This is a genomic window from Psychrobacter sp. ER1, from assembly GCF_048631835.1.
GTDB lineage: Bacteria > Pseudomonadota > Gammaproteobacteria > Pseudomonadales > Moraxellaceae > Psychrobacter.
Window position 1 is genome coordinate 359,184 of sequence record NZ_CP184640.1, and the last position, 20,234, is coordinate 379,417.

General features: G+C 42.0%; 14 protein-coding genes and 1 pseudogene. 7 read left to right on the forward strand and 8 right to left on the reverse strand.

Annotated features, from left to right (window positions below; all coding sequences use genetic code 11):
- Positions 1–6: 6 nt before the first annotated feature.
- The 4 genes from ACOBWA_RS01700 (at position 7) to ACOBWA_RS01715 (ending at position 3,678) form a co-directional block, all read left to right on the forward strand.
- Entirely contained in the window at positions 7–486 is a 480-nt protein-coding gene (locus ACOBWA_RS01700) for a type IV pilin protein (protein ID WP_420230048.1), read from the forward strand.
- 365 nt (positions 487–851) lie between these two features.
- The gene (locus ACOBWA_RS01705) at positions 852–1,289 is read left to right on the forward strand and encodes a pilin (RefSeq protein ID WP_420230049.1); all 438 of its coding nucleotides are present in this window, start codon (positions 852–854) and stop codon (positions 1,287–1,289) included.
- A gap of 89 nt (positions 1,290–1,378) precedes the next feature.
- A complete protein-coding gene (locus ACOBWA_RS01710) occupies positions 1,379–3,139 on the forward strand; it encodes a Wzy polymerase domain-containing protein (RefSeq protein ID WP_420230050.1) in 1,761 nt (586 codons plus the stop codon).
- Positions 3,140–3,201: 62 nt separating this feature from the next.
- Positions 3,202–3,678: a prepilin-type N-terminal cleavage/methylation domain-containing protein gene (locus tag ACOBWA_RS01715; protein ID WP_420230051.1), complete on the forward strand. Its 477-nt coding sequence runs from the start codon at positions 3,202–3,204 to the stop codon at positions 3,676–3,678.
- Between the two features lie 78 nt (positions 3,679–3,756).
- Here ACOBWA_RS01715 and fdxA read toward each other — a convergent pair whose 3' ends face one another.
- Positions 3,757–4,080 (reverse strand): ferredoxin FdxA, encoded by a 324-nt coding sequence (gene fdxA, locus ACOBWA_RS01720; protein WP_101205516.1) that lies wholly within the window; start codon positions 4,078–4,080, stop codon positions 3,757–3,759.
- A gap of 206 nt (positions 4,081–4,286) precedes the next feature.
- Positions 4,287–7,400: a DNA mismatch repair protein MutS gene (mutS, locus tag ACOBWA_RS01725; RefSeq protein ID WP_420230052.1), complete on the reverse strand. Its 3,114-nt coding sequence runs from the start codon at positions 7,398–7,400 to the stop codon at positions 4,287–4,289.
- Between the two features lie 454 nt (positions 7,401–7,854).
- On the opposite strand from mutS, the pseudogene secA reads away from it, so the two are divergent.
- Positions 7,855–10,655: pseudogene (secA, locus tag ACOBWA_RS01730) on the forward strand (preprotein translocase subunit SecA).
- Between the two features lie 290 nt (positions 10,656–10,945).
- Positions 10,946–11,428 (forward strand): hypothetical protein, encoded by a 483-nt coding sequence (locus ACOBWA_RS01735; RefSeq protein ID WP_420230053.1) that lies wholly within the window; start codon positions 10,946–10,948, stop codon positions 11,426–11,428.
- Positions 11,429–11,553: 125 nt separating this feature from the next.
- Here the strand turns inward: ACOBWA_RS01735 and ACOBWA_RS01740 are convergent, their stop codons facing one another.
- The 5 genes from ACOBWA_RS01740 to ACOBWA_RS01760 form a co-directional block, all read right to left on the reverse strand.
- Complete coding sequence (locus tag ACOBWA_RS01740; RefSeq protein WP_420230054.1) at positions 11,554–12,120, reverse strand: YsnF/AvaK domain-containing protein; 567 nt, start codon at positions 12,118–12,120, stop codon at positions 11,554–11,556.
- Between the two features lie 237 nt (positions 12,121–12,357).
- Complete coding sequence (locus ACOBWA_RS01745; protein ID WP_102090798.1) at positions 12,358–13,206, reverse strand: DUF2382 domain-containing protein; 849 nt, start codon at positions 13,204–13,206, stop codon at positions 12,358–12,360.
- A gap of 398 nt (positions 13,207–13,604) precedes the next feature.
- Complete coding sequence (locus tag ACOBWA_RS01750) at positions 13,605–14,786, reverse strand: thiolase family protein (RefSeq protein WP_420230055.1); 1,182 nt, start codon at positions 14,784–14,786, stop codon at positions 13,605–13,607.
- Between the two features lie 109 nt (positions 14,787–14,895).
- On the reverse strand, positions 14,896–16,236 hold the full coding sequence (locus ACOBWA_RS01755) for a homoserine dehydrogenase (protein WP_101205523.1): 1,341 nt from the start codon (positions 16,234–16,236) through the stop codon (positions 14,896–14,898).
- A gap of 415 nt (positions 16,237–16,651) precedes the next feature.
- On the reverse strand, positions 16,652–17,506 hold the full coding sequence (locus ACOBWA_RS01760) for a DsbC family protein (RefSeq protein WP_101205524.1): 855 nt from the start codon (positions 17,504–17,506) through the stop codon (positions 16,652–16,654).
- Positions 17,507–17,911: 405 nt separating this feature from the next.
- Between ACOBWA_RS01760 and ACOBWA_RS01765 the strand changes: the two genes are divergently transcribed.
- Positions 17,912–18,853 (forward strand): DUF808 domain-containing protein, encoded by a 942-nt coding sequence (locus ACOBWA_RS01765; RefSeq protein WP_420230056.1) that lies wholly within the window; start codon positions 17,912–17,914, stop codon positions 18,851–18,853.
- Between the two features lie 116 nt (positions 18,854–18,969).
- Here the strand turns inward: ACOBWA_RS01765 and ACOBWA_RS01770 are convergent, their stop codons facing one another.
- Entirely contained in the window at positions 18,970–20,043 is a 1,074-nt protein-coding gene (locus ACOBWA_RS01770; RefSeq protein ID WP_420230057.1) for a hypothetical protein, read from the reverse strand.
- Positions 20,044–20,234 lie beyond the last annotated feature (191 nt).

The window sequence follows — 20,234 nt, forward strand, 5'->3', positions numbered from 1 at the left end:
TAGTGATTGTGGTACGGGTCAAGGAGAGTGGTGATGTGGATTGATTCGAACACGACAGTCACCGTCTTTAAGAAGCATTCTGGTTTTACATTGATCGAACTAATGATCGTCGTCGCTATTATTGGAGTTCTAGCTGCGATTGCTTATCCAAGTTACCAACAATATGTTATCAAGACTAAACGCACCGATATGATGAGCGAGATGCATAATATTGCCTCTGAAATACAAAGTCGTAAGTTGGCGCAAGGGGCCTATAGCAATGCTCTGATTACAGGGTTGAGCGGAGATTATCCTAAGCAAGGTGATGCTCTATATACAATAAGCTTTACTCCTAATCCGCTCACCTCGGATTGGAGTATCATAGCCACGCCTAAAAATGCCAGTCAAATGGCGAACGATGGTACATTGAGTTTGAATTTTCAAGGTATAAAGTGTCGTGGAGATGATCCGAACAAGAAATGCGGTACAAATGATCAATGGAGATGATTTTCTAGTGACATACTTTTGTATATAGCTGACAAAAAATGTCAGCTGTCATTACACTAAATATCTGTTTATTACATAAACTGACAATTTTAAGCAATATAGTAGTAATATTTATACTATTTTTAATTAAATAAAAGTAAAGAACCGTAAGCAGATATGTTATTTCATAAAATCATACCTTTGGCGACTAAAATTAGGTAATAGTAAAAAGTTGGCACAATACCTGCAAAAATAATAATAAGGTTAGATGAGTAAGTTAAGTAACTATTCATACTAACAAACCCTATATTTATAATAGATGGCAGATAGTGATACCAAATAGCGTATCAACCGATTTGTTATCACCTTACTCTAAAGGAGTTCTTATGAACACTGCACAAAAAGGTTTCACACTAATTGAACTAATGATCGTTATCGCTATTATCGGTATCTTGGCTGCGATCGCTTTACCTGCTTATCAAGACTATACTAAGCGTGCTCGTGTTGGTGAAGCTTTAAGTCTAGCCGGTGGTGCTAAAACTGCTGTTACAGAGTTCTATTCATCTAACAATAGTTGGCCTAGTGACAATGCGGCAGCTGGTCTACCTTCTGCTAGTGCGATTAATGGCAATACAGTTAGCAGTGTCACCGTAGCAAGTGGTAAAATTTCTGTGATAGTTAATGATAAAGTAGAAAAAACACCAGCCAATGCTGTTCTTGTATTATCCCCATCTGCTAGTGGTGGAAGCGTAACTTGGAACTGTACATCTGATGCTGGTACTAAATTGGATAATAAGTTTTTACCATCAGAATGTCGTAAATAAGACATAATTCCCTAAAATTTTATTAATATAAAAAGAGAGCTCTAGAGCTCTCTTTTTGTACCCCTTTTAGATAGAAGAAGACAATAGGCATGCTCAGTTATAAAAGAATTAACTCTAGTATTGAGATGTGGATAACAATCGTAATTTTTAGCGCTTACGCATTTGGTACGGTGACGACTCAGCATTACTTACCAAGCCAAATCGATTTTCTTCCTAATATCACAGTTATAGGGCTGTTATGTTCGGGGCTTATTGTGTTACTAACTAGGATTAAAATAGAAAAAATTGGGTTAGATAGTATATTTTGGTTATTGTTGTTTATACTTATTCTAGTCCAGCCTTTTTTTATTGATTATGCTTATTTGGATGGTGTGCTTTTCCCTTTAGCGACTATCTTAGTATGTTTTATTCTATCAGCGATTATCAATAATATTGATAATAAGTCCAAGCTTATTTATCATTCAGCTTTTGGGTTCACCTTGGTTGCTTTATTTAGCACTGTTTTCCAGTTATTACAGTATGCCAATGTTTCTGATGACCTTTGGTTTGTGATGACCATGCAAGGTAGTCGGTTTTTCGGTAATGTCGGTCAACCAAATCAATTGGCATTTATTTATGCCCTAGGAATTGTTGCTTGTCATTATCTTCTTATCAAGGCTAAATATAAGCGTAGTATATTTATAGTTACGGCATTAGTTATTCTAAGTATTGGCTTAGCACTAACAAGCAGTCGTGGCGGTTTAATATTAGGATTAGCTTCGTTTTTGATTTATGGTTTAAATTTTAAAAGAACCTCTAATATTAAAATAGTTTTAAGCAGTATTAGTATGTCTATAATTGGATTTTTAGTAGGTTCATATCTGCTAACAGTTCATAATCTGTATAGCAAAGACACATTGTCTCGTTTTGCTACTGGGGACAATGCTGCACGCGTAGAGTTGATTCAGCAAGCTTGGGTTCAATTTTTATATCATCCGCTAATGGGTGTAGGTTTTGGAAATTTATTGGCGGATAGCTTAGAGCATATTGAACAGGTTGATTGGTTTGTTTTTAATATCCATAGTCATAATATTATTATGCAATTTGCAGCAGAACTCGGTGTTTTAGGATTAGGTATTTTATTGGTGGCAGCGTTTACAGTCATGAGGTCATATTGGCAATCTCGCAATTTAGAATCAAGCTTTATATTCGTTGCCATTATTATCGTTGCTCTCTATTCTTTAAGTGAATACCCATTGTGGTACACACGATATCTAATAATAGCTGTATTTCTATTGGCAGCTGTCAATCGTAAAACTATAAAAATAAATCTTGACTTAAATAAGCTATTTGTTACGGTCGCTGCGCTGTGCATTATAGGTAGTATTTTTTATTATCATTTTTATAAAGAATACCACCGAGTCAATACTTATTTAAATTATTATAAAAGCATAGATAGTAACAAGTTAAACAAAAATGAACAACAAGAGATTACTCAGATTCAGCAGCAGATGTTGATGGAACTACCATCAGTCTTTGGATTTTCGGATTACAAAGAGTTCTTTATTTACCATTTACTTCCTAAGGATAATTCAGACTTAGAAGAGCGAATCAACCTTGGTAATCGTGTATTAACTAAGTTTCTAACACATAATATCTTATTAAAACAAGCTCTGTATTTTGGTCTAAATAATCAACCAAAACAAGCGCTTCATTTGTACCAAGGAGCTTGTCTGCTAGATCATAGTGAAAGATGTAATATGGTCAGTTTACATGTTAATGAACTAGCGGATAACTATAAACAGTTTGAAGGTATACGTCAAGATTATAATAAGTGGGTAAAGGCTAATCAAAGTAGGATCATAAAATGATCATTAACTTGTTTGGCACAGTCTCTGCAAGCATAAACTTATTAAGTCAATAGAGCAGTGCTATGAGCCTTACTTCAGTTTTTTACTGTAATCATAAGAAATTGGTATTATCATTATTAGCTTCTGATCAGCAAGCGGGCTTAACTCTAGTTGAGTTAATTATAGTTATAGCTATAATTGGAATCTTATCAGCTATAGCTATAGTAAGCTATCAGACTCATGTTAGAAAAACAAATGTCATGAATATTTATAAGGAGCTAAATCATCATAGACTCACTTATGAGGTTAGTATCGCTGAAGGCCAAGAACCTTCTCAATTCAATCTAAATGGCTTGAATATACCAATGCAAACAAAGTATTGTTTATATAGTGTAAATAGTTTTGTTAAAGGCTCAGTGACTCATAATGCAATAAGATGTCAAATACAGAGTTTAAGTTATTTATCTAATCAGACTCTTAATCTCGATAGAGCAATTGATGGTACTTGGAGTTGTCGAGCGTCGTCAGGGATTTCTCGAGCCTACTTACCTTTAGCATAGTCGTCAAAACTAAACAGCCATCTAATACTATTAGACGGCTGTTTAGTTTTGTGTATGAAGTTTGGTTTATAGAGTCAGCTACCTCTCTAAATACTGAATCTTACCTTCTACACCATCCCACTTTTCAGCTTCTGGCATTTGCCCTTTCATCTCGGTGATATTCGGCCATTTTTGCGCCAACTCTTCATTTAGCTGAGTGAACATCTCTTGGTCTTTCGGAACTTCATCTTCTGAGAAAATCGCGTTGGCGGGACATTCAGGCTCGCATAACGCGCAGTCGATGCACTCATCAGGATCGATGACTAGGAAATTTGGGCCTTCATAAAAGCAGTCCACAGGACAGACTTCTACACAGTCGGTGTATTTGCAAAGAATGCAGTTATCTGTAACGACAAAGGTCATAGTGAGGTCTACCTGTTATTGGATTGGCTGATATAGTCAATCTCTTTCAAAAGAATTATTGTGTCAGCTTTGCCTGAAGTATTATTTATACCTCTGCGCTTAGCTACATTGTAATTCTTTTAAATTAAATCAACTATAAGGGCTACATAGAATAGTTGGAAAATAAGTCGTATTTTAGCGCCTTTACTACGCTTTGACAATTCCCTTTAATGACTAATGATTTTCTTCAGATGATAAAGTAAATCATGCGCTTGCTTGGGCGTTAGACTATCAGGATCAATCATGCTTAGCTCATCTTGCAAGCTAAATAGCTGATTTTGTTTTGAATTGTCCATTATGTCTGTCGCTTGAGCAGTACGAGTTATTTCTTGATCTAGAGTAGCATCATTATAACTTTCTTGCCGTTTATCCTTTACTGACTTAGCTAATTCATTTTTATCATCAATAGTTTTTGCTTTATCTACAGTTAAATGGTCTAACTGTAAGTTGTCTGCTAAATAGCGCTTAGCATCTTCTAGTACTTGGGTGGGAATACCAGCCATTTTTGCGACATGCAACCCAAAGCTAGAACTCGCTGCACCATCTTTTATCTGATGCAATAGCAATAGTTGACCGTCGACTTCACTGGCTGCTACATGAACGTTACGGATATCAGCATGATGATTGCCAATATCATTCGTTAGTTGGGTCAGCTCAAAATAGTGAGTGGCAAATAACGTCAGGCAGCCAATCTCGACTAGGCGATTGACACAGGCATGGGCAATGGCCAAACCGTCAGTGGTGGCAGTACCGCGTCCGACCTCATCCATTAATACGAGTGATTTGTTTGTTGCTTGATTTAATATATTGGCCGTCTCGATCATCTCCACCATAAAGGTAGATTTGCCACCAGCCAAATCATCCGCTGAGCCGATACGGGTAAATATACGATCTATATCACCAATATGCGCAGACTCAGCGGGTACAAAACTCCCGCAATGAGCAAGCAAAACAATCAGCGCCGTTTGACGCATATAGGTAGACTTACCACCCATATTAGGGCCAGTGATGAGGAGTAATCTTTCAGGATGTCCTTCACCAGCATTGGCACTACCCAGCATACAGTCATTGGCGACAAAATGGTTTGTACTTGATGAATTACCGTTCCTGCTGTTGGCGTTGGTTTGATTTAATGCTGCTTCAACCACAACATGACGACCTTGACGAATATCAATGTTGGTTTGATTTTTGACCACTGATTCGCTTTGGTCTTTTGTATGTAGACCCATGATTGGGCGCTGCCAGTTATACGTCATGGCAAGCTGGGCCCAATTGCTTAACACATCTAATTGGGCGATAGCCGCGCTAAGCTGTTGTAGATCAGCCAAATGTTGGTTTAGTTGATTTAAGAGTTCTTGATACAGTTGCTTTTCACGAGCCAATGCTAAGGACTGGGCGCTTAAATATTCTGTCTCGACTTCCTTTAGCTCATCAGTGATAAAGCGCTCACTACTTTTGAGCGTTTGCCGACGGATAAAGTGGGCAGGGACATTTTTCGCCTGCATCTTGGGCAATTCAAAATAGAAGCCGCTAACTTTATTAAAGCCGACTTTTAGACTAGGTAGTTGGTTGTCTTGACGTGCGCGCTCTACCATCTCGTCTAGCGTCGATTGGATATTGTCATGCAAATGGGTAAGGCGATCAAACTCTTCATCAAAGCCCGCCGTTAGCATTCCGCCATCACGGATATGAGCAGGCGGTTCAATGACAATAGCGCGCTCGATTAATTCGGCAACGGATTGAACAGCAGGTAACTCAGCTGGCAATTGCTGCATCAGCATTGGTAATAGGCCCGCGTCTTCATGGCTGATACCGGATTTTGTCAATAGAGTAGTAAGCTGAGCACCACTAGCGATGCCATCGGCAAGCTTGCGCAAGTCACGAGGTTTAGCACTCATTAGCCCGATTCGACTGCTGATTCGTTCAATATCGTCAATGGTATTCAGTGTTTCTCGTAAACGTGTAACCAGTAAGCTACCTTTTACATCTTGGTTTGATTCAATTGAGTCACTCTTTGGGTTTAGCAAACAAGTTATCGCATCTAGACGCATATTGATGCGCGCATGCTGACGCAGTGGACGTTTCATTTGCTGCACGAGTAAACGCTTGCCCATCGGAGTCTGACAATGATTCAGCACAGATATCAAAGAAGTGCCATTGCTACTAACAGGGGTAAATAGCTCGAGATTTTGTTGGCTATTGGCATCGATAATTAGGTAGTCATCACTATACTCAACAATGAGTTGGTTCACTTGAGGCACGTGGCGCTGCTGAGTTTGACGCGCATAATGGATAAGCGCAGCGCAGCTGGTTTGCGCAAGTGGAGCCTCATGAATGCCCAATCCATCGAGACGCTGCACTTCGAACTGTTGACAAAGCGTGTCACTGGCGTGCTCACGATGAAAGTCATTGGCAGCGACTTCTATAATAGGGCAGTCCAGATTTTGTCGTAACCACAGTAGCCACTCTGTATCATTGCTTCCAATGCTGCCGCCAACGCTATCAATAAGCACTTCACTGATGATGCATTCACTAGGCGCAAAACGTGCCAACACAGTAAGCATTTGAGTTTGCAAGCCATCTATATCATTTTTATCTGCTATCAGTGTCTGGGTAGTCAGTGTACCTGCGGCCAAATCCATCTGGCTAACGGCTGCTTGTAACGTCTGGCTATTGTCTTGCGTTTTCATAGTCGCAATATCGATGGCAACCACAGTCGGCGTATGATTAGGTGCAATCAATGCGTCATCAGTAATAGTACCTGCGGTAAGCGTTTTAACCACTTCGCGGCGCATGATGCTACCAGCAGCAGATTTGCTTTTGTCTTTTTTCTGTTTATCGCCCATCGCAGGGACATTAGACTTATTATCAGTGTTGCCAGTTGTCGATTCGTCAATTTGCTCACATACAACGACGGTTTGCCCAGCAGCGATCAAGCGTGCCATATAGCTATCTGCCGCATGAAACGGTACGCCCGCCATGGCTATCGTGTTGCCTGATTTGTCCGTACCACGGCGTGTCAAGGTAATGTCTAATATCTGCGCGGCACGCTTGGCATCATCGAAGAACAGCTCATAGAAGTCACCCATCCGGTACAAGAGCAATGCTTGTGGATAGTTGGCTTTCATGGTTAGATATTGCACCATCATCGGCGTATGGTCTGCTAGGTTATAGACGGCATCGCCTATACTTAAGCAGTCAGAGTTCTCTTGTTTTGATAAGGGTTTTTCCGATGAGTTAGGAGTTGACGACTGATTTTGTACAGATGGTTTTACGGTCATGCAGAGTCTCTTATAGTGCTTTAATGAGTGGTAATAGGTATTTTATGATAGGGGTGCTAAAGGGTTATTTGTCTTATGTACGAATTTGATAGATAGCTTTGGCTTTATTAAGAAGCTAGTCACTTGTAGATAAATGGCTCCACGACAAATTTTGAGCCAAGATGCAGTGGTAGCAAACGTATAAAAATCAAACCGCGACAAACAAATAAAGTCGCTGAAAAAGCTAAGAAATTTAACAAGGTATTCGCTATTTTAACACGTCCTACTAGGTTTTTACTGTGGCAAATATCTACTCGCTGCCCTTGTATCCATAAGCGTCATAACCATATATAATGACGGCACACTTAATTGGGCGATACTAAATTAGGTAGTACTTAGTCGGGTGATGACAAGGCAGAGAGCTAAGCTTTGGCTAATGCGCACTAATTATCGAATATTCCATAGGTCAAAAATTATGTTATCAAAGATTATAGGCAGTGTGGTTGGCACCAAAAATGACCGCGAATTAAAACGCATGCGTAAAGTGGTCAGCAAGATCAACGCACGAGAGGCTGAAATACAAGCCCTGTCTGATGAGCAACTACAACAAAAAACTGAAGAATTCAAAGCCAGACATCAAAAAGGCGAAAGCTTAGATGCATTATTGCCAGAGGCGTTTGCTGTCTGCCGCGAAGCATCATTACGCGTCAATGGTATGCGTCACTATGATGTGCAGCTGATTGGTGGTATCACCTTGCACGAAGGTAAAATCGCTGAGATGAAAACTGGTGAAGGTAAAACCCTAATGGGAACCTTGGCCATGTATCTGAACGCGATCAGTGGTAAAGGGGTTCATCTGGTCACGGTCAACGATTATTTGGCTGCGCGTGATGCTGAGCTAAACCGTCCGTTGTTTGGGTTTTTAGGTATGACTGTTGGCGTGATTTACTCACAGCAGCCGCCACAAGAAAAAATCGAAGCTTATCAAGCCGACATTACCTATGGTACCAATAACGAATACGGCTTCGATTATCTGCGCGATAACATGGTCTTTAGCCTTGCTGAGAAAAACAGCGCCCGCTAAACTTTTGTATTATCGATGAAATTGACTCAATCTTGATTGATGAAGCTCGTACGCCGCTTATTATTTCGGGTCAAGCTGAAGATTCATCACGCATGTACGCGTTGATTAATACGATTATTCCTGTGTTGATTCGTTCAAAAGACGAAGAAGCAAACAAGAATAACGAAGAAGAAGACTTCTGGATTGATGAAAAGAATCGCCAGATTGAGATCAGCGAAAAAGGCTATGAAAAAATCGAGCGCTTCTTAATCGAAGTAGGCGAGCTTGGTGAGAACGAAAGTTTATATAGCCCAAGTCGTTTGCCACTTTTGGCTCACGTTCAAGCTGCCATTCGTGCGCATCACGTATTTGTCAAAAACGTTCACTATATCGTCGATGAAGGCGAAGTGGTCATCGTTGATGAAAATACAGGCCGTACCATGCCTGGTCGTCGTTGGTCAGAAGGCTTGCATCAAGCAGTAGAAGCAAAGGAAAACGTTGAGATCCAAGCAGAAAACCAAACGCTTGCCACAACGACCTTCCAGAATTACTTCCGTCTATATGACAAGTTATCTGGTATGACGGGTACCGCTGATACTGAAGCTGCCGAGTTCAAATCTACTTACGATCTAGATGTCATCGTGATTCCAACGCATGAGCCGATTGCTCGTATCGATATGGATGACCAGATTTTCTTAACCAAGTTAGGCAAATACAAAGGCATCATTCGCGAAATTAAAGAAATTCAAGCCAAAGGCGCGCCAGTACTGGTTGGTACCGCGACGATTGAGGCCAGTGAAGAATTGTCTTACTTGCTTGACCAAGAAGGCGTTAAGCATAACGTTCTAAACGCCAAGCAGCATGAGCGTGAAGCAGAAATTATTGCACAGGCAGGTAGTCCAAAGTCAGTCACGATCGCCACCAACATGGCAGGCCGTGGTACGGATATTATCCTTGGTGGTAACTGGCAGTCGTTTATCGAAGATATCGATGCGGTGAGCCCAGAAGAGATGCAGCATCTAAAGTCTCAATGGCAAGTCAAACATGACCAAGTCGTAGCAGCTGGTGGTTTACATATCATTGGCTCTGAACGCCATGAGTCACGCCGTATCGATAACCAGTTACGTGGTCGTGCTGGTCGTCAGGGTGACCCTGGTATGTCACGCTTTTTCTTATCGCTCGAAGATGATCTCATGCGTATCTTCGCAGGCGATCGTGTGGTCAATATGATGCGTGCGATGGGTCTCAAAGAAGATGAAGCCATCGAACATAAAATGGTCTCTAAATCGATCGAAAACGCGCAAGGCAAAGTTGAGAGTCGCGATTTTGATGCTCGTAAAAACCTACTGAAATACGATGATGTTGCCAATGAACAGCGTAAAGTTATCTACGGTCAGCGTGATGATTTATTAGCAGAGATGGACCTATTAGAAGCCATCGAAGTGATGCATCATGAAGTATATAACGCGATGATCAATCAGTTTATTCCACCTGGCTCTATTGATGATCAATGGAATATTGACGGCTTAGAAGACGAGTTAGAAGACGAATTCAAAATCTCAATGCCGATTAACGATTGGTTAGATGAAGATCGCCGTCTGGATGAAGAAGGGCTGCGTGAGAAAATCGTTCAAACGGCGATAGATCGTTATCACAGTCGCCGTGAGCAGATGGGTGAAAAAGACGCCGCTCAGCTTGAGCGTCATTTCATGCTACAGAGTCTAGATAAGCATTGGAAAGAGCATTTAACGCAAATGGATCAGCTACGTAAAGGTATTCATCTGCGGGGTTATGCACAGAAAAACCCTGAGCAGGAATACAAGCGTGAGTCGTTTGAATTGTTCCAAATGATGCTTGGTGCAATTAAGTCTGAGACCGTACAAGACTTATCACGTGTTCATATTCCAACCAAGGAAGAACTGGAAGCATTAGAAATTCAGCAACGTGAGAACGCTGCCCATATGCAAATGCAGTTTGAGCATGACGATATAGATAACTTGGATAGCAATGCGAGTGGTTCAGCTGCTCAGCCGCAACCACAAAGCCGCAATCTAAACAGCGGTGCTGCGGCAGCTGGCGTTGGTGCTGCTATCGCAGGTAACGGTAGTAATGCTAATGAACCAAACCCATATGCAGGCATGAATATCAGTCGTAATGCAGCGTGTCCTTGTGGCTCAGGTCTTAAGTACAAGCAGTGTCATGGTAAAATCTAGTCGTTAGTCATAATAATTTAATAGCTATGTATTGAAAGGCTGTTAAAGCAAGCCTTCATCTGAAAAGCCCTTATCTTAAGTAGATAGGGGCTTTTTTATATCTGTTAGATAACTCATGCAAACTTAAAACTTGCTAGACTAAGACCAACAAACACTTTGTATTGATTACTTACAAATTCAGCATAGGCGTGAATTTATGGACACGCTATAGTGTTTAACATATTTATTTGGGAGAGTGTCATGAGTGTAGAATTCTTAAAAAAGTACGCAGCTCAGTAGTTTTATCAGGTTTGTTGGCTGGTGCCTTGACGGTCAGTGCTTGTCAGCAACAGTCAGAGCCAGAGTCGGGCATGGAAGACGGTGCTAATACAGAAGAGTCCGTTCCAATGTCAGCGGAGCCTGCTGAACCTAGTGATGTCGTCGTCGATACCGAAGACGCTTCACTTAACGAAGTAGAAGGTGATACCACCGCTTCAGTAAACAGCGGCGTGATGCAGATGTCATATCTATGTACCCCTGAACTAAAAGTTGAGGCGACTTATAAAGAAGATGCCAATCAAGTTGTTGTCGCAACCGACATGGGTACAGTAACGTTAAACCAGACCAATGAAGGTAGTAATCCTGAAGTGTTTGAAGTGGCGACCGCAATTGATGGTGGTCAAGGGTTCACACAATGGCGCGTAGGGCACGAAGCTCGTAAAACTGGTGTCATGCGTACTGCTGGTGCCGATGAGTCAAATGTTAATACATTCGAGTGTAATGAAGCCTCATAGTTGGTCTGCAATACTTAGTGAGTGATAGTCATTAGAAAAAGCAACGCTAAGATAGCGTTGCTTTTTCATGTTGTGAAATAATCTTTATCAATCATACAATTTCGTAGTGGCTAAACTATCAGCGCTTATTTTAACGGAGTTGTATCAGAACCATGAGCCAACAGACCCTCTTCAGTCACATCTAACTCTTCATGCTTGAGCTCTACTTGAATGCTATCAGTATGCACATGGGTGCTTTTGTTAATTTCGATATCTTGAATAGCGTAGGTGTCTTTGGTAACAGTAGCTACTTGGCGAGATAGCACAATATCAACCGGTTCATCGCCAATCTCTATTTGTTTACCATTAATGGTCACTACAGCCTTGCTATCTAAAGAAGGCTCGACGTAGCGCAATATGTCTTTGTCATCATAGTTACCAGAGAGTAAATCTTGGCTCTCTGCGTCATGATAATCAGTACGAATGGTGATATATTCTTCTACCAACTCAATTGGCACTTCAACAGTTTTAGTACGTGAATGCTTGGTGACGGTCACTTTACCCACATCCAAGCGTTCTTTATTAATCACAGGACGTTCTTCTAATAGCTCTAAGTGTCCAACATTGACAGTATTGTTCGTCTGCTTCGTTGAGATATTTTGTTCTTTATCCAAGTTATCTTGGTAAAGGTCGTGTCCATTTTCAGTAGTCATTATTATTCCTTTATAATTATAAAATGATGAATTTCTAACGTAATATGTTAACTAACTACATATATTAGCTGGCTACATTTAATACTATAAACCATTCGCTCATGTTATGAATACAAAAAAGACCAGAGACATGCTCTGATCTTAATGGCTAAATATATGAGCTTAGCTACTTATTACTATCATGTTCAACTGACGATACATAGAACTTACGTCGTTAAACTATGACGTATTAGCATATTACATGCCACGAGCACGGCGTACATCTTCTGCTGTGATACCATCACGGTCTACTAAGTTACCTTCACGGTCAACCACGTTGCCGTCACCATCAACATCTAGCTCTTCGCGTTGAATGGTCTCAACCACAGTTTCAGTGTGATGATCGGTCGTCTTGCCAACATTTACTTCTTCAGAAACATAGGTTTCTTTGCTGACGCGAGCACGTTCGGCCTGTAGCTCAACTTCAACTGTTTCAGTAGCATCGAGGTCGCCAATGCGGCGATCTGTTGGGCGATCTACGCTAGTACGTTGGATATTGGCATGTTCTTCTTCTAGATCTACATCGACATTGCGCTCTTCAGTAACGACATGCTTACCTACTTTTACTAAGCCAGCGACGATACGATCTTTATTCACTGTCAGACGCTCTTCTAATAGCTCTAGCGTATTTGGTGCGTCATAAGAATGATCTGCAATATCAACGCGATCTTCTACAGGGAGTGTATCAGCAGTAAATGCTTGACGATCTCTTTCGTACTGCTCTTTATAGCTGTACTGGTAATCGTGATCGTATACTTCCATGGCTTCTACTTGTGTTTTAGTTAAGCTATCAAAGAAGACATCATCACCAACGATACGTGCTAAACCTGCTGGTACCAGTACTTCTTTTGAGCTAAACCAGCCGCCTGCGTCTACGATTAAGTAACGAATACGACCAGTGGTATCTTCTACTAAAGCACCTTCGATCTTACCGATTTTTTCTTCGTTAATACCGTAAGCAGTTTTGTGCGTTGGGTCATAATAGTCATCACCAATCAAATCTTGATGAGTAGCTTGGATATCTTTTAAACGGATTAGTTGACTCATTGTTATATTCCTTTTTTGCGAGTTTATTTTTTATAGTGTAATGGTTGATGTTGTTATTAGTTTTTAGTAAAACCATATTTATTACAGTTAATGGTAAGCCAAATGAATAGCTTCCCTATCAACTTGTAGCTATCCTAACACCGTGATTTTTGATGAGATATATAAGCAAGGTAGCAAAGTGTGCACTTGCAGTAATTGCGTGTAATAGGCTGTAAGTGGCATAACATAGGAGGGGGTAGAAGTTAACGAGTCTTTACACAGAGTAATATTCAACATTCATCGAAAGAAAGCAGACACAAAAAAACCGCATTACCATTAGCAATGCGGTTTCTCAATAAACAATAATTATCTAAGTATTATTCAGCTAACTTACTTTAAGTCAGTTAGACCTGCTTTATTTAAGCAAGTTCAATAGCAACAGCTACCGCTTCACCACCACCGATACATAGCGTTGCGATACCTTTTTTGCCACCAGTACGTTTTAGAGAGTTGATAAGCGTAATTAGAATACGAGCACCTGAACAGCCTACTGGATGACCAAGGGCACATGCACCGCCTTCGATATTTACTTTAGCATGGTCAAGTTTCAGCTCGTCCATCGCAGCCATAGTAACCATCGCAAAAGCTTCGTTAATTTCCCATAGATCTACATCATCTACTGACCAGCCAGCACCTGCTAATACTTTTTCAATGGCGCCGATTGGCGCAATGGTGAACTCGCTTGGGTGACGTGAGTTTGACGCAGTAGCAACGATACGAGCTTGATAATCAAGACCTTCGGCTTTCGCTTGTGACTCTTTCATCACGACGACAGCTGCAGCACCGTCTGAGATTGAGCTAGCGTTTGCGGCAGTGATCGTACCGTCTTTAGCAAATGCTGGACGTAAAGTAGGAATGCGATCAGCATTAGCAAGGGCAGGTTGTTCATCGGTATCAACAGTTTGCTCGCCTTTGCGCGTGGCAAACGTAACAGGCTCGATTTCATCTTTAAAGTGGTTGTCTTTGATAGCAGTCAGTGCACGGTTCAACGACTCAATAGCAAACTCATCCATTTGCTCACGTGTATAGCCTTTTTCATCAGCCATTTCTTGAGCAAACATACCCATTAGCTTACCAGTATCAGCATCTTCTAGGCCATCTAAGAACATATGGTCTTTGACTTCTTTATGACCCATACGATAGCCGCCACGTGAACCTGGCATGATATACGGTGCATTGGTCATTGACTCCATTCCACCTGCAACAGCGACGTTGAAGCTGCCCGCTTTGATACCATCATGCGCTTGCATGATTGCTTTTAGGCCTGAACCACAAAGTTTATTGATCGTGACAGCACCAGTCGCATCCGGTAGACCTGCTTTGCGCATGGCTTGACGAGCAGGGCCTTGACCCAGACCTGCCGTCAAGATACAACCCATAATGACTTCATCAACACTGTCAGCGCTAACACCTGAGCGTTCGACAGCAGCTTTGATAGCGGCGGCACCCAGCTCGGTAGCACTCATGTCTTTTAGTGCGCCTTGAAAGCCACCCATTGGTGTACGTGCGCCGTTTAGGATTACAATTGCATCATTTGACATCGTTATTATTCCTTGTTGTGCGTTTTGATTAAGTATCTACCAAGAAATCAGATGCCGATTGGCTAGCTTTTGCTTATATTATAAGCATCTGTCTTCTTCAGTATGTGGTTTATGCTAGCTCATCTAATCGTATGCGTACTACTTTATCAGTAATGGTCTCTAACTTTTCAATTTTTTCGATAGCGAGATTCATCTGACTCTCGACCACAGGTAGCGTCAGAATAATAACCGGCACTTGACCTACTTTATGCGCAGGCTTTTGCAAGATTGCATCGATGTTGATACCAGCATCACTTAGGATGCGCGTGATATCTGCCAATACGCCTGGGCTATCATAAGCATGTACACGCAAATAATAGCCAGTTACCATCTGATCAGCGCGCAATATAGGTGTGTCTGATAGCTGGTCAGGGATAAATGCTAAATGCGGGACATGATGTCCAGTGTTGCTTTGATCGTCGCGGTCTTTGCTACCCAGCACACGAACCAAATCCATGACATCGGCCATCACTGCAGAAGCAGTTGCACCAGCCCCAGCCCCATCGCCGCAATAGAGTGTCTGACCAAGTGGATGTGAGTTGACCAGTACTGCGTTTTTCACACCATTGACGTTCGCCAATAGTGCATCTTGTGGAATAAGTGTTGGATGTACGCGTAATTCAACCCCTGCGTCACCATCGTTTTCGCTATCGCGGCGTACTGCAAACCCTAAATGCTTGATACGGTAGCCAAGCTCTTCGGCATAGTTCACGTCTTGCAGGGTAATACCAGTAATACCTTCACAGTAGACTTTATCAAACTGTAACGGAATACCAAAAGCAATAGAGGCGAGTAGCGCTAATTTATGAGCGGCATCAATACCTTCAACATCAAAAGTAGGATCTGCCTCTGCATAACCTAACTCTTGTGCTTCGCTCAATACGTCAGCAAAAGGACGGCCCTTATCACGCATTTCGGTCATGATAAAGTTACCAGTACCGTTGATGATACCCGCGAGCCAGTCGATTTTGTTGGCGGCCAATGCTTCACGCATTACCTTGATAATTGGAATACCGCCTGCTACCGCTGCTTCATAAGCAACATGCACATTGTTTTCTTCAGCAAAGGCAAAAATCTCATTACCGTGTTCAGCGAGTAGAGCCTTATTTGCCGTAACCACGTGCTTGCCATTTTTAATGGCTTGCATAATGACGTCTTTGGCTAAGGTAGTACCACCAATTACTTCGATAACAATATCGACATTATCGCTTGCGGCAATTGCCATCAGATCGCTGTTTTGCATGATATTGGTATCAATATCATCACGCTGACGACGCGTACCGACTTCGGTAATAATAATGTCGCGTCCGCTACGGCGTTTTAGCTCATTTAAATTGTCATTGATCAGATTGATCACGCCCGTTCCGACGGTGCCCAGACCAAGTATCGCTAGTTTGATGGAATTACTCACAGTATCCTCAAGAGGTTAAATATAATGAAGTCAGTATAAGCGGTGACAGTGTCAAATGAGTCTGCGACATCAAACATAACGTCTGTGCGCATTGCCTAGTACTGCCTGCCTATCTACTTCATCATAGTTGAATAAAAAAGCTCAAATAAAAAGGGTGTTGCTCATTTTGCATCGCGCTTTATCGTATCATACCGACAAGGCATTGTGACGTCTATACAATCTCATAAAAGCCAATGTTATAAAGGCTAATACCATAAAAGCCAATGTTATAAAGACAACGTCATCAAGGTTATATCAGCTTACGATTATAAAAAAGCAGTAGCTTCAATCTTGTTTGGCATATGTATATATCATTTATGCTTGATTGCCAATATTAGTTGTTAATATGAGTAACTAATACTGGTAACTCAAATGATTAGTTAGCACCTACTGCTTGTGCCAATTCTGCTGCAGGCAAGTAGCCACCTACTTGTTGTCCTGTCTCGGTAAATACCGCAGGCGTACCACGCACACCAAGTCTTGAGCCTAGAGCCATATGTTCTTGGACAGGGTTGGCACAGCTAGGGGCCTGTACGTTGGCACCGATTTTTGCTTGATCCATTGCAGCTTTACGATCCTGACTACACCAGATCGCTTCCATTTTTGGTACAGACTCTTGACTGCGTGGCCATGCCAGATAACGAACCTCGATACCACGCGCATTGATATCATCCATTTCTGAATGTAGTTTGCGACAGTAGCCACAGTCTGCATCGGTAAAGGCATAGATGACGGCTTTGGTTTCGCCTTTTGCTGGATAAATCACCATGTCTTTTTTATCGACGGCTTTTAGCGCTTCTTGTGCTGTCGTAGCAACTAGGGCGGCACTGATATCAACCGGAGCGGCATCACCCACAGCGATGATCTGACCTTGAATAATATGCTTGCCAGCTTTATCAGTAAAGAAAGAAGGTAGACCTTCAGCGGTCACCCAATAAATACCATCCATATCTGTCGGTACAGCTGAAACGATAGTTTCCTCGATACCAGAGCTTTTTAGGTTCGCCTGTAACGCCTTCACCACGGTTGCATCATTACCAGCTGACGGCTTAGCAGCAGTGGCATTTGTCTGTGCAGCGTTTACAACACTGGTATTGCTGGTTGCATCAGCGGCATTGTTTGAGCAGCCAGCAGCGATACCAACTAACAGCGCACTCATCATAAAACGAGATAGAACGGTACGAGAAAGAGGATTACGTAAGGTGGTATTTTTGATAGTGGGGAACGGCATACGGGTTTCCTATAGGCGTCGCGCCTAATCATGAGTTCGTTATAAAAAGCGCTATAAACTTTTCTATATAGTAATGTGTCTTGGCAGTGTTTTAAAGGTCTAACATTGAAGAAGTTTTTATAACTTATTGATAATAAAAGATAGGTAATAACATCCTTCATATTACCATATTTACGCCAAATAATAGCGAACGGAAGGCAGCCAAGAAGTATCAGTAAAGCCAACTTTAAAGAATAGCTATCAACATAAATTCAAAAAACAAGATACATTTGTGCTATTTAACATAGTTGCTTGAACTTGTAATCTATGGCTAATCGCATTGTTTCTATAAAAATCTGTATAAAGTGCATTGTATGAACCATTTGAGAACGACTTACTTTAACAAATTTGCTTTAAGGAGCACACATGGCAGGTGCCAGTTTATTAACCTTACTCGATGACATCAGTGTTTTAATGGATGATGTAAGCGTCATGACCAAAGTCGCTGCCAAAAAAACCGCGGGCTTAGTTGGTGATGATTTAGCACTCAACGCCGAGCAGGTCACAGGGGTTAAGCCAAATCGTGAGCTCCCCGTCATTTGGGCAGTTGCCCAAGGCTCTGCCGTGAACAAAGTGATTTTAGTACCAGCGGCGCTATTGATTAGTTATTTTATACCGTGGTTGATTACTCCGCTATTGATGATCGGAGGGCTATACCTGAGTTATGAAGGGGCTGAGAAGGTCATTCACAAATTTTGGCCGAAGTTGTTGCCTCATGATGAAGAGCAAAATGCCCGTTTAAAAGCCAACGCAGATGAGTCGGTAGATTTGGTCGCGTTTGAAAAGGACAAAATCAAAGGTGCCATACGTACAGACTTTATCTTATCAGCTGAGATTATTGTTATCTCTTTAGGCGCAATTACAGCAGCTGGTGGCGATATTGTCCAAAAGGGCATCGTACTTTCGATAGTGGCTGCTGTCGTGACCGTCGGTATTTACGGCTTAGTTGCAGGCATCGTAAAGATTGATGATGCGGGTCTGCATTTGATTGAAAACTCACAAGCAGGTGATAGTAAGCGCAAGTTTGGCGAGTTTATGCTTGCGGCTGCGCCAAAGCTTATGAAGTTTTTGTCCATAGCAGGCACGATTGCGATGTTCTTGGTGGGCGGCGGTATTATCGTTCACGGTATCGGCTTTTTGCATCACAGTGTAGAAGACATTGCCCATCTTACTGGGGTATTTGAAGGGTTAACCGCGTCATTGTTAAATGGATTGGTCGGACTGATTGTTGGCGCTATTGTGGTAGCTATTGTTACTACTATTGGTAAAATCCGTGGTAAAGATGACACAGCGTCTTCTGCACATTAAGCTTATTTGCTTTTTATTGTCTCTCGTTTGAATTAGCAAGTAAGTTTGACTGTATTAAGATAAAAAGCCCCAAAGCTACAAATAGCTTTGGGGCTTTTACATTTGAGCTTATATGACTAGCTGTCGCTGTCTACATCATCAGATGCGAGCTTTTCAGCCTGCGTCGGCTTCTTATGATCCATCTTAGGCTTACGACTGCGCGCCTTTGGTACTTTTGGCGTAGTCAGATTAAACATACCAGTCTGTGGAAGCAATTGCTCAGCCACATTTTCGATCATGTTTTTATAGCTGGCTATGGTCGTCTTAGACTTAGCTGCCTGACTGTCATCTTTGCTAGCCTCTTTAGTAGCTTCTACTACTACCGATTCAGTAGTCTGCTCAGTCTCTAACACGTTTTCTGCAGCATTTTCTACTTCATTGCCAGTTTGCTCTGCAGGGATTTCGACCTCCGCTTCCTTAGCTTCTGACTGAGCACGCTCGACTTCTAGCAATTGCTCACTATCAGCACTGACATTTTCTGTCTGTGTCTGATTGGCGAGGGCAGTCGCTTCAACGTCATGCGCATCGACTTCGCTATCGGTTTCGGTTTGCTCGACGGTAGCTTGTTCAGCAGGTACGCTCAATACAGCGGGTTCCTGATAATCAGGGTGCTGTCCGCGTGGATCATTGCTAGCACGCTTAGTGATAGCACGTGGCTCAACGTCTGTCTTACCTTGCGCGGCTGCGAATTGACTCACAGCTTGGGTCATCGCTTCGAAGCGTGCAAGGTAGTCGGCAGCCAATGGTTGATAGCCATAATTGCTAAAGTCAAAGCTCTGGCTAGCAGCATTAGAGCTATTATTAGCACCCTGAGATTGCTCATTATGCAACGCAATAGTCGCGATAAAGCAGTTGATAATGCCTTCTTCTGCTAAGCGCGTTTGCGCTTCTGGTAGCGTGGCACGAATAAACTCACCAACCGTGCCGCGTATTGCTGGCACATTAGTAGCAGCTGGCTTATCCGCTTGAGCAGCTTGCTGAGCGAGTACTACACGTGGATCGTTACTCGCTTGCCCAAATTTCTCAGCAGTCACGTAACGTGTGCCAAATAGTGCTTCATGGGTTAGCTCAAGTGCTGAGTTACTCACATTACTTGTGCTTGCACTATTACTGTCAGCCTGAGTACTTTGAGCTTCATCACTCTTACTCACATTTTCAGCAGTCTTGGTTTTCTGCTGTTTTGGATTCTGAGTTTCTTTAGCTGCTTCAACGTCAGTAGTTACCGACGTTGGAGCTTCCGCTTTACTTTCGGTGTTACTCGTAGAGGTCGATGGTGCCTCTACAGCTACAGGTGCTTTTTCTCTTCAGCAGCCTGCTCATGCTTAGGAGCATCGTTTTGAAC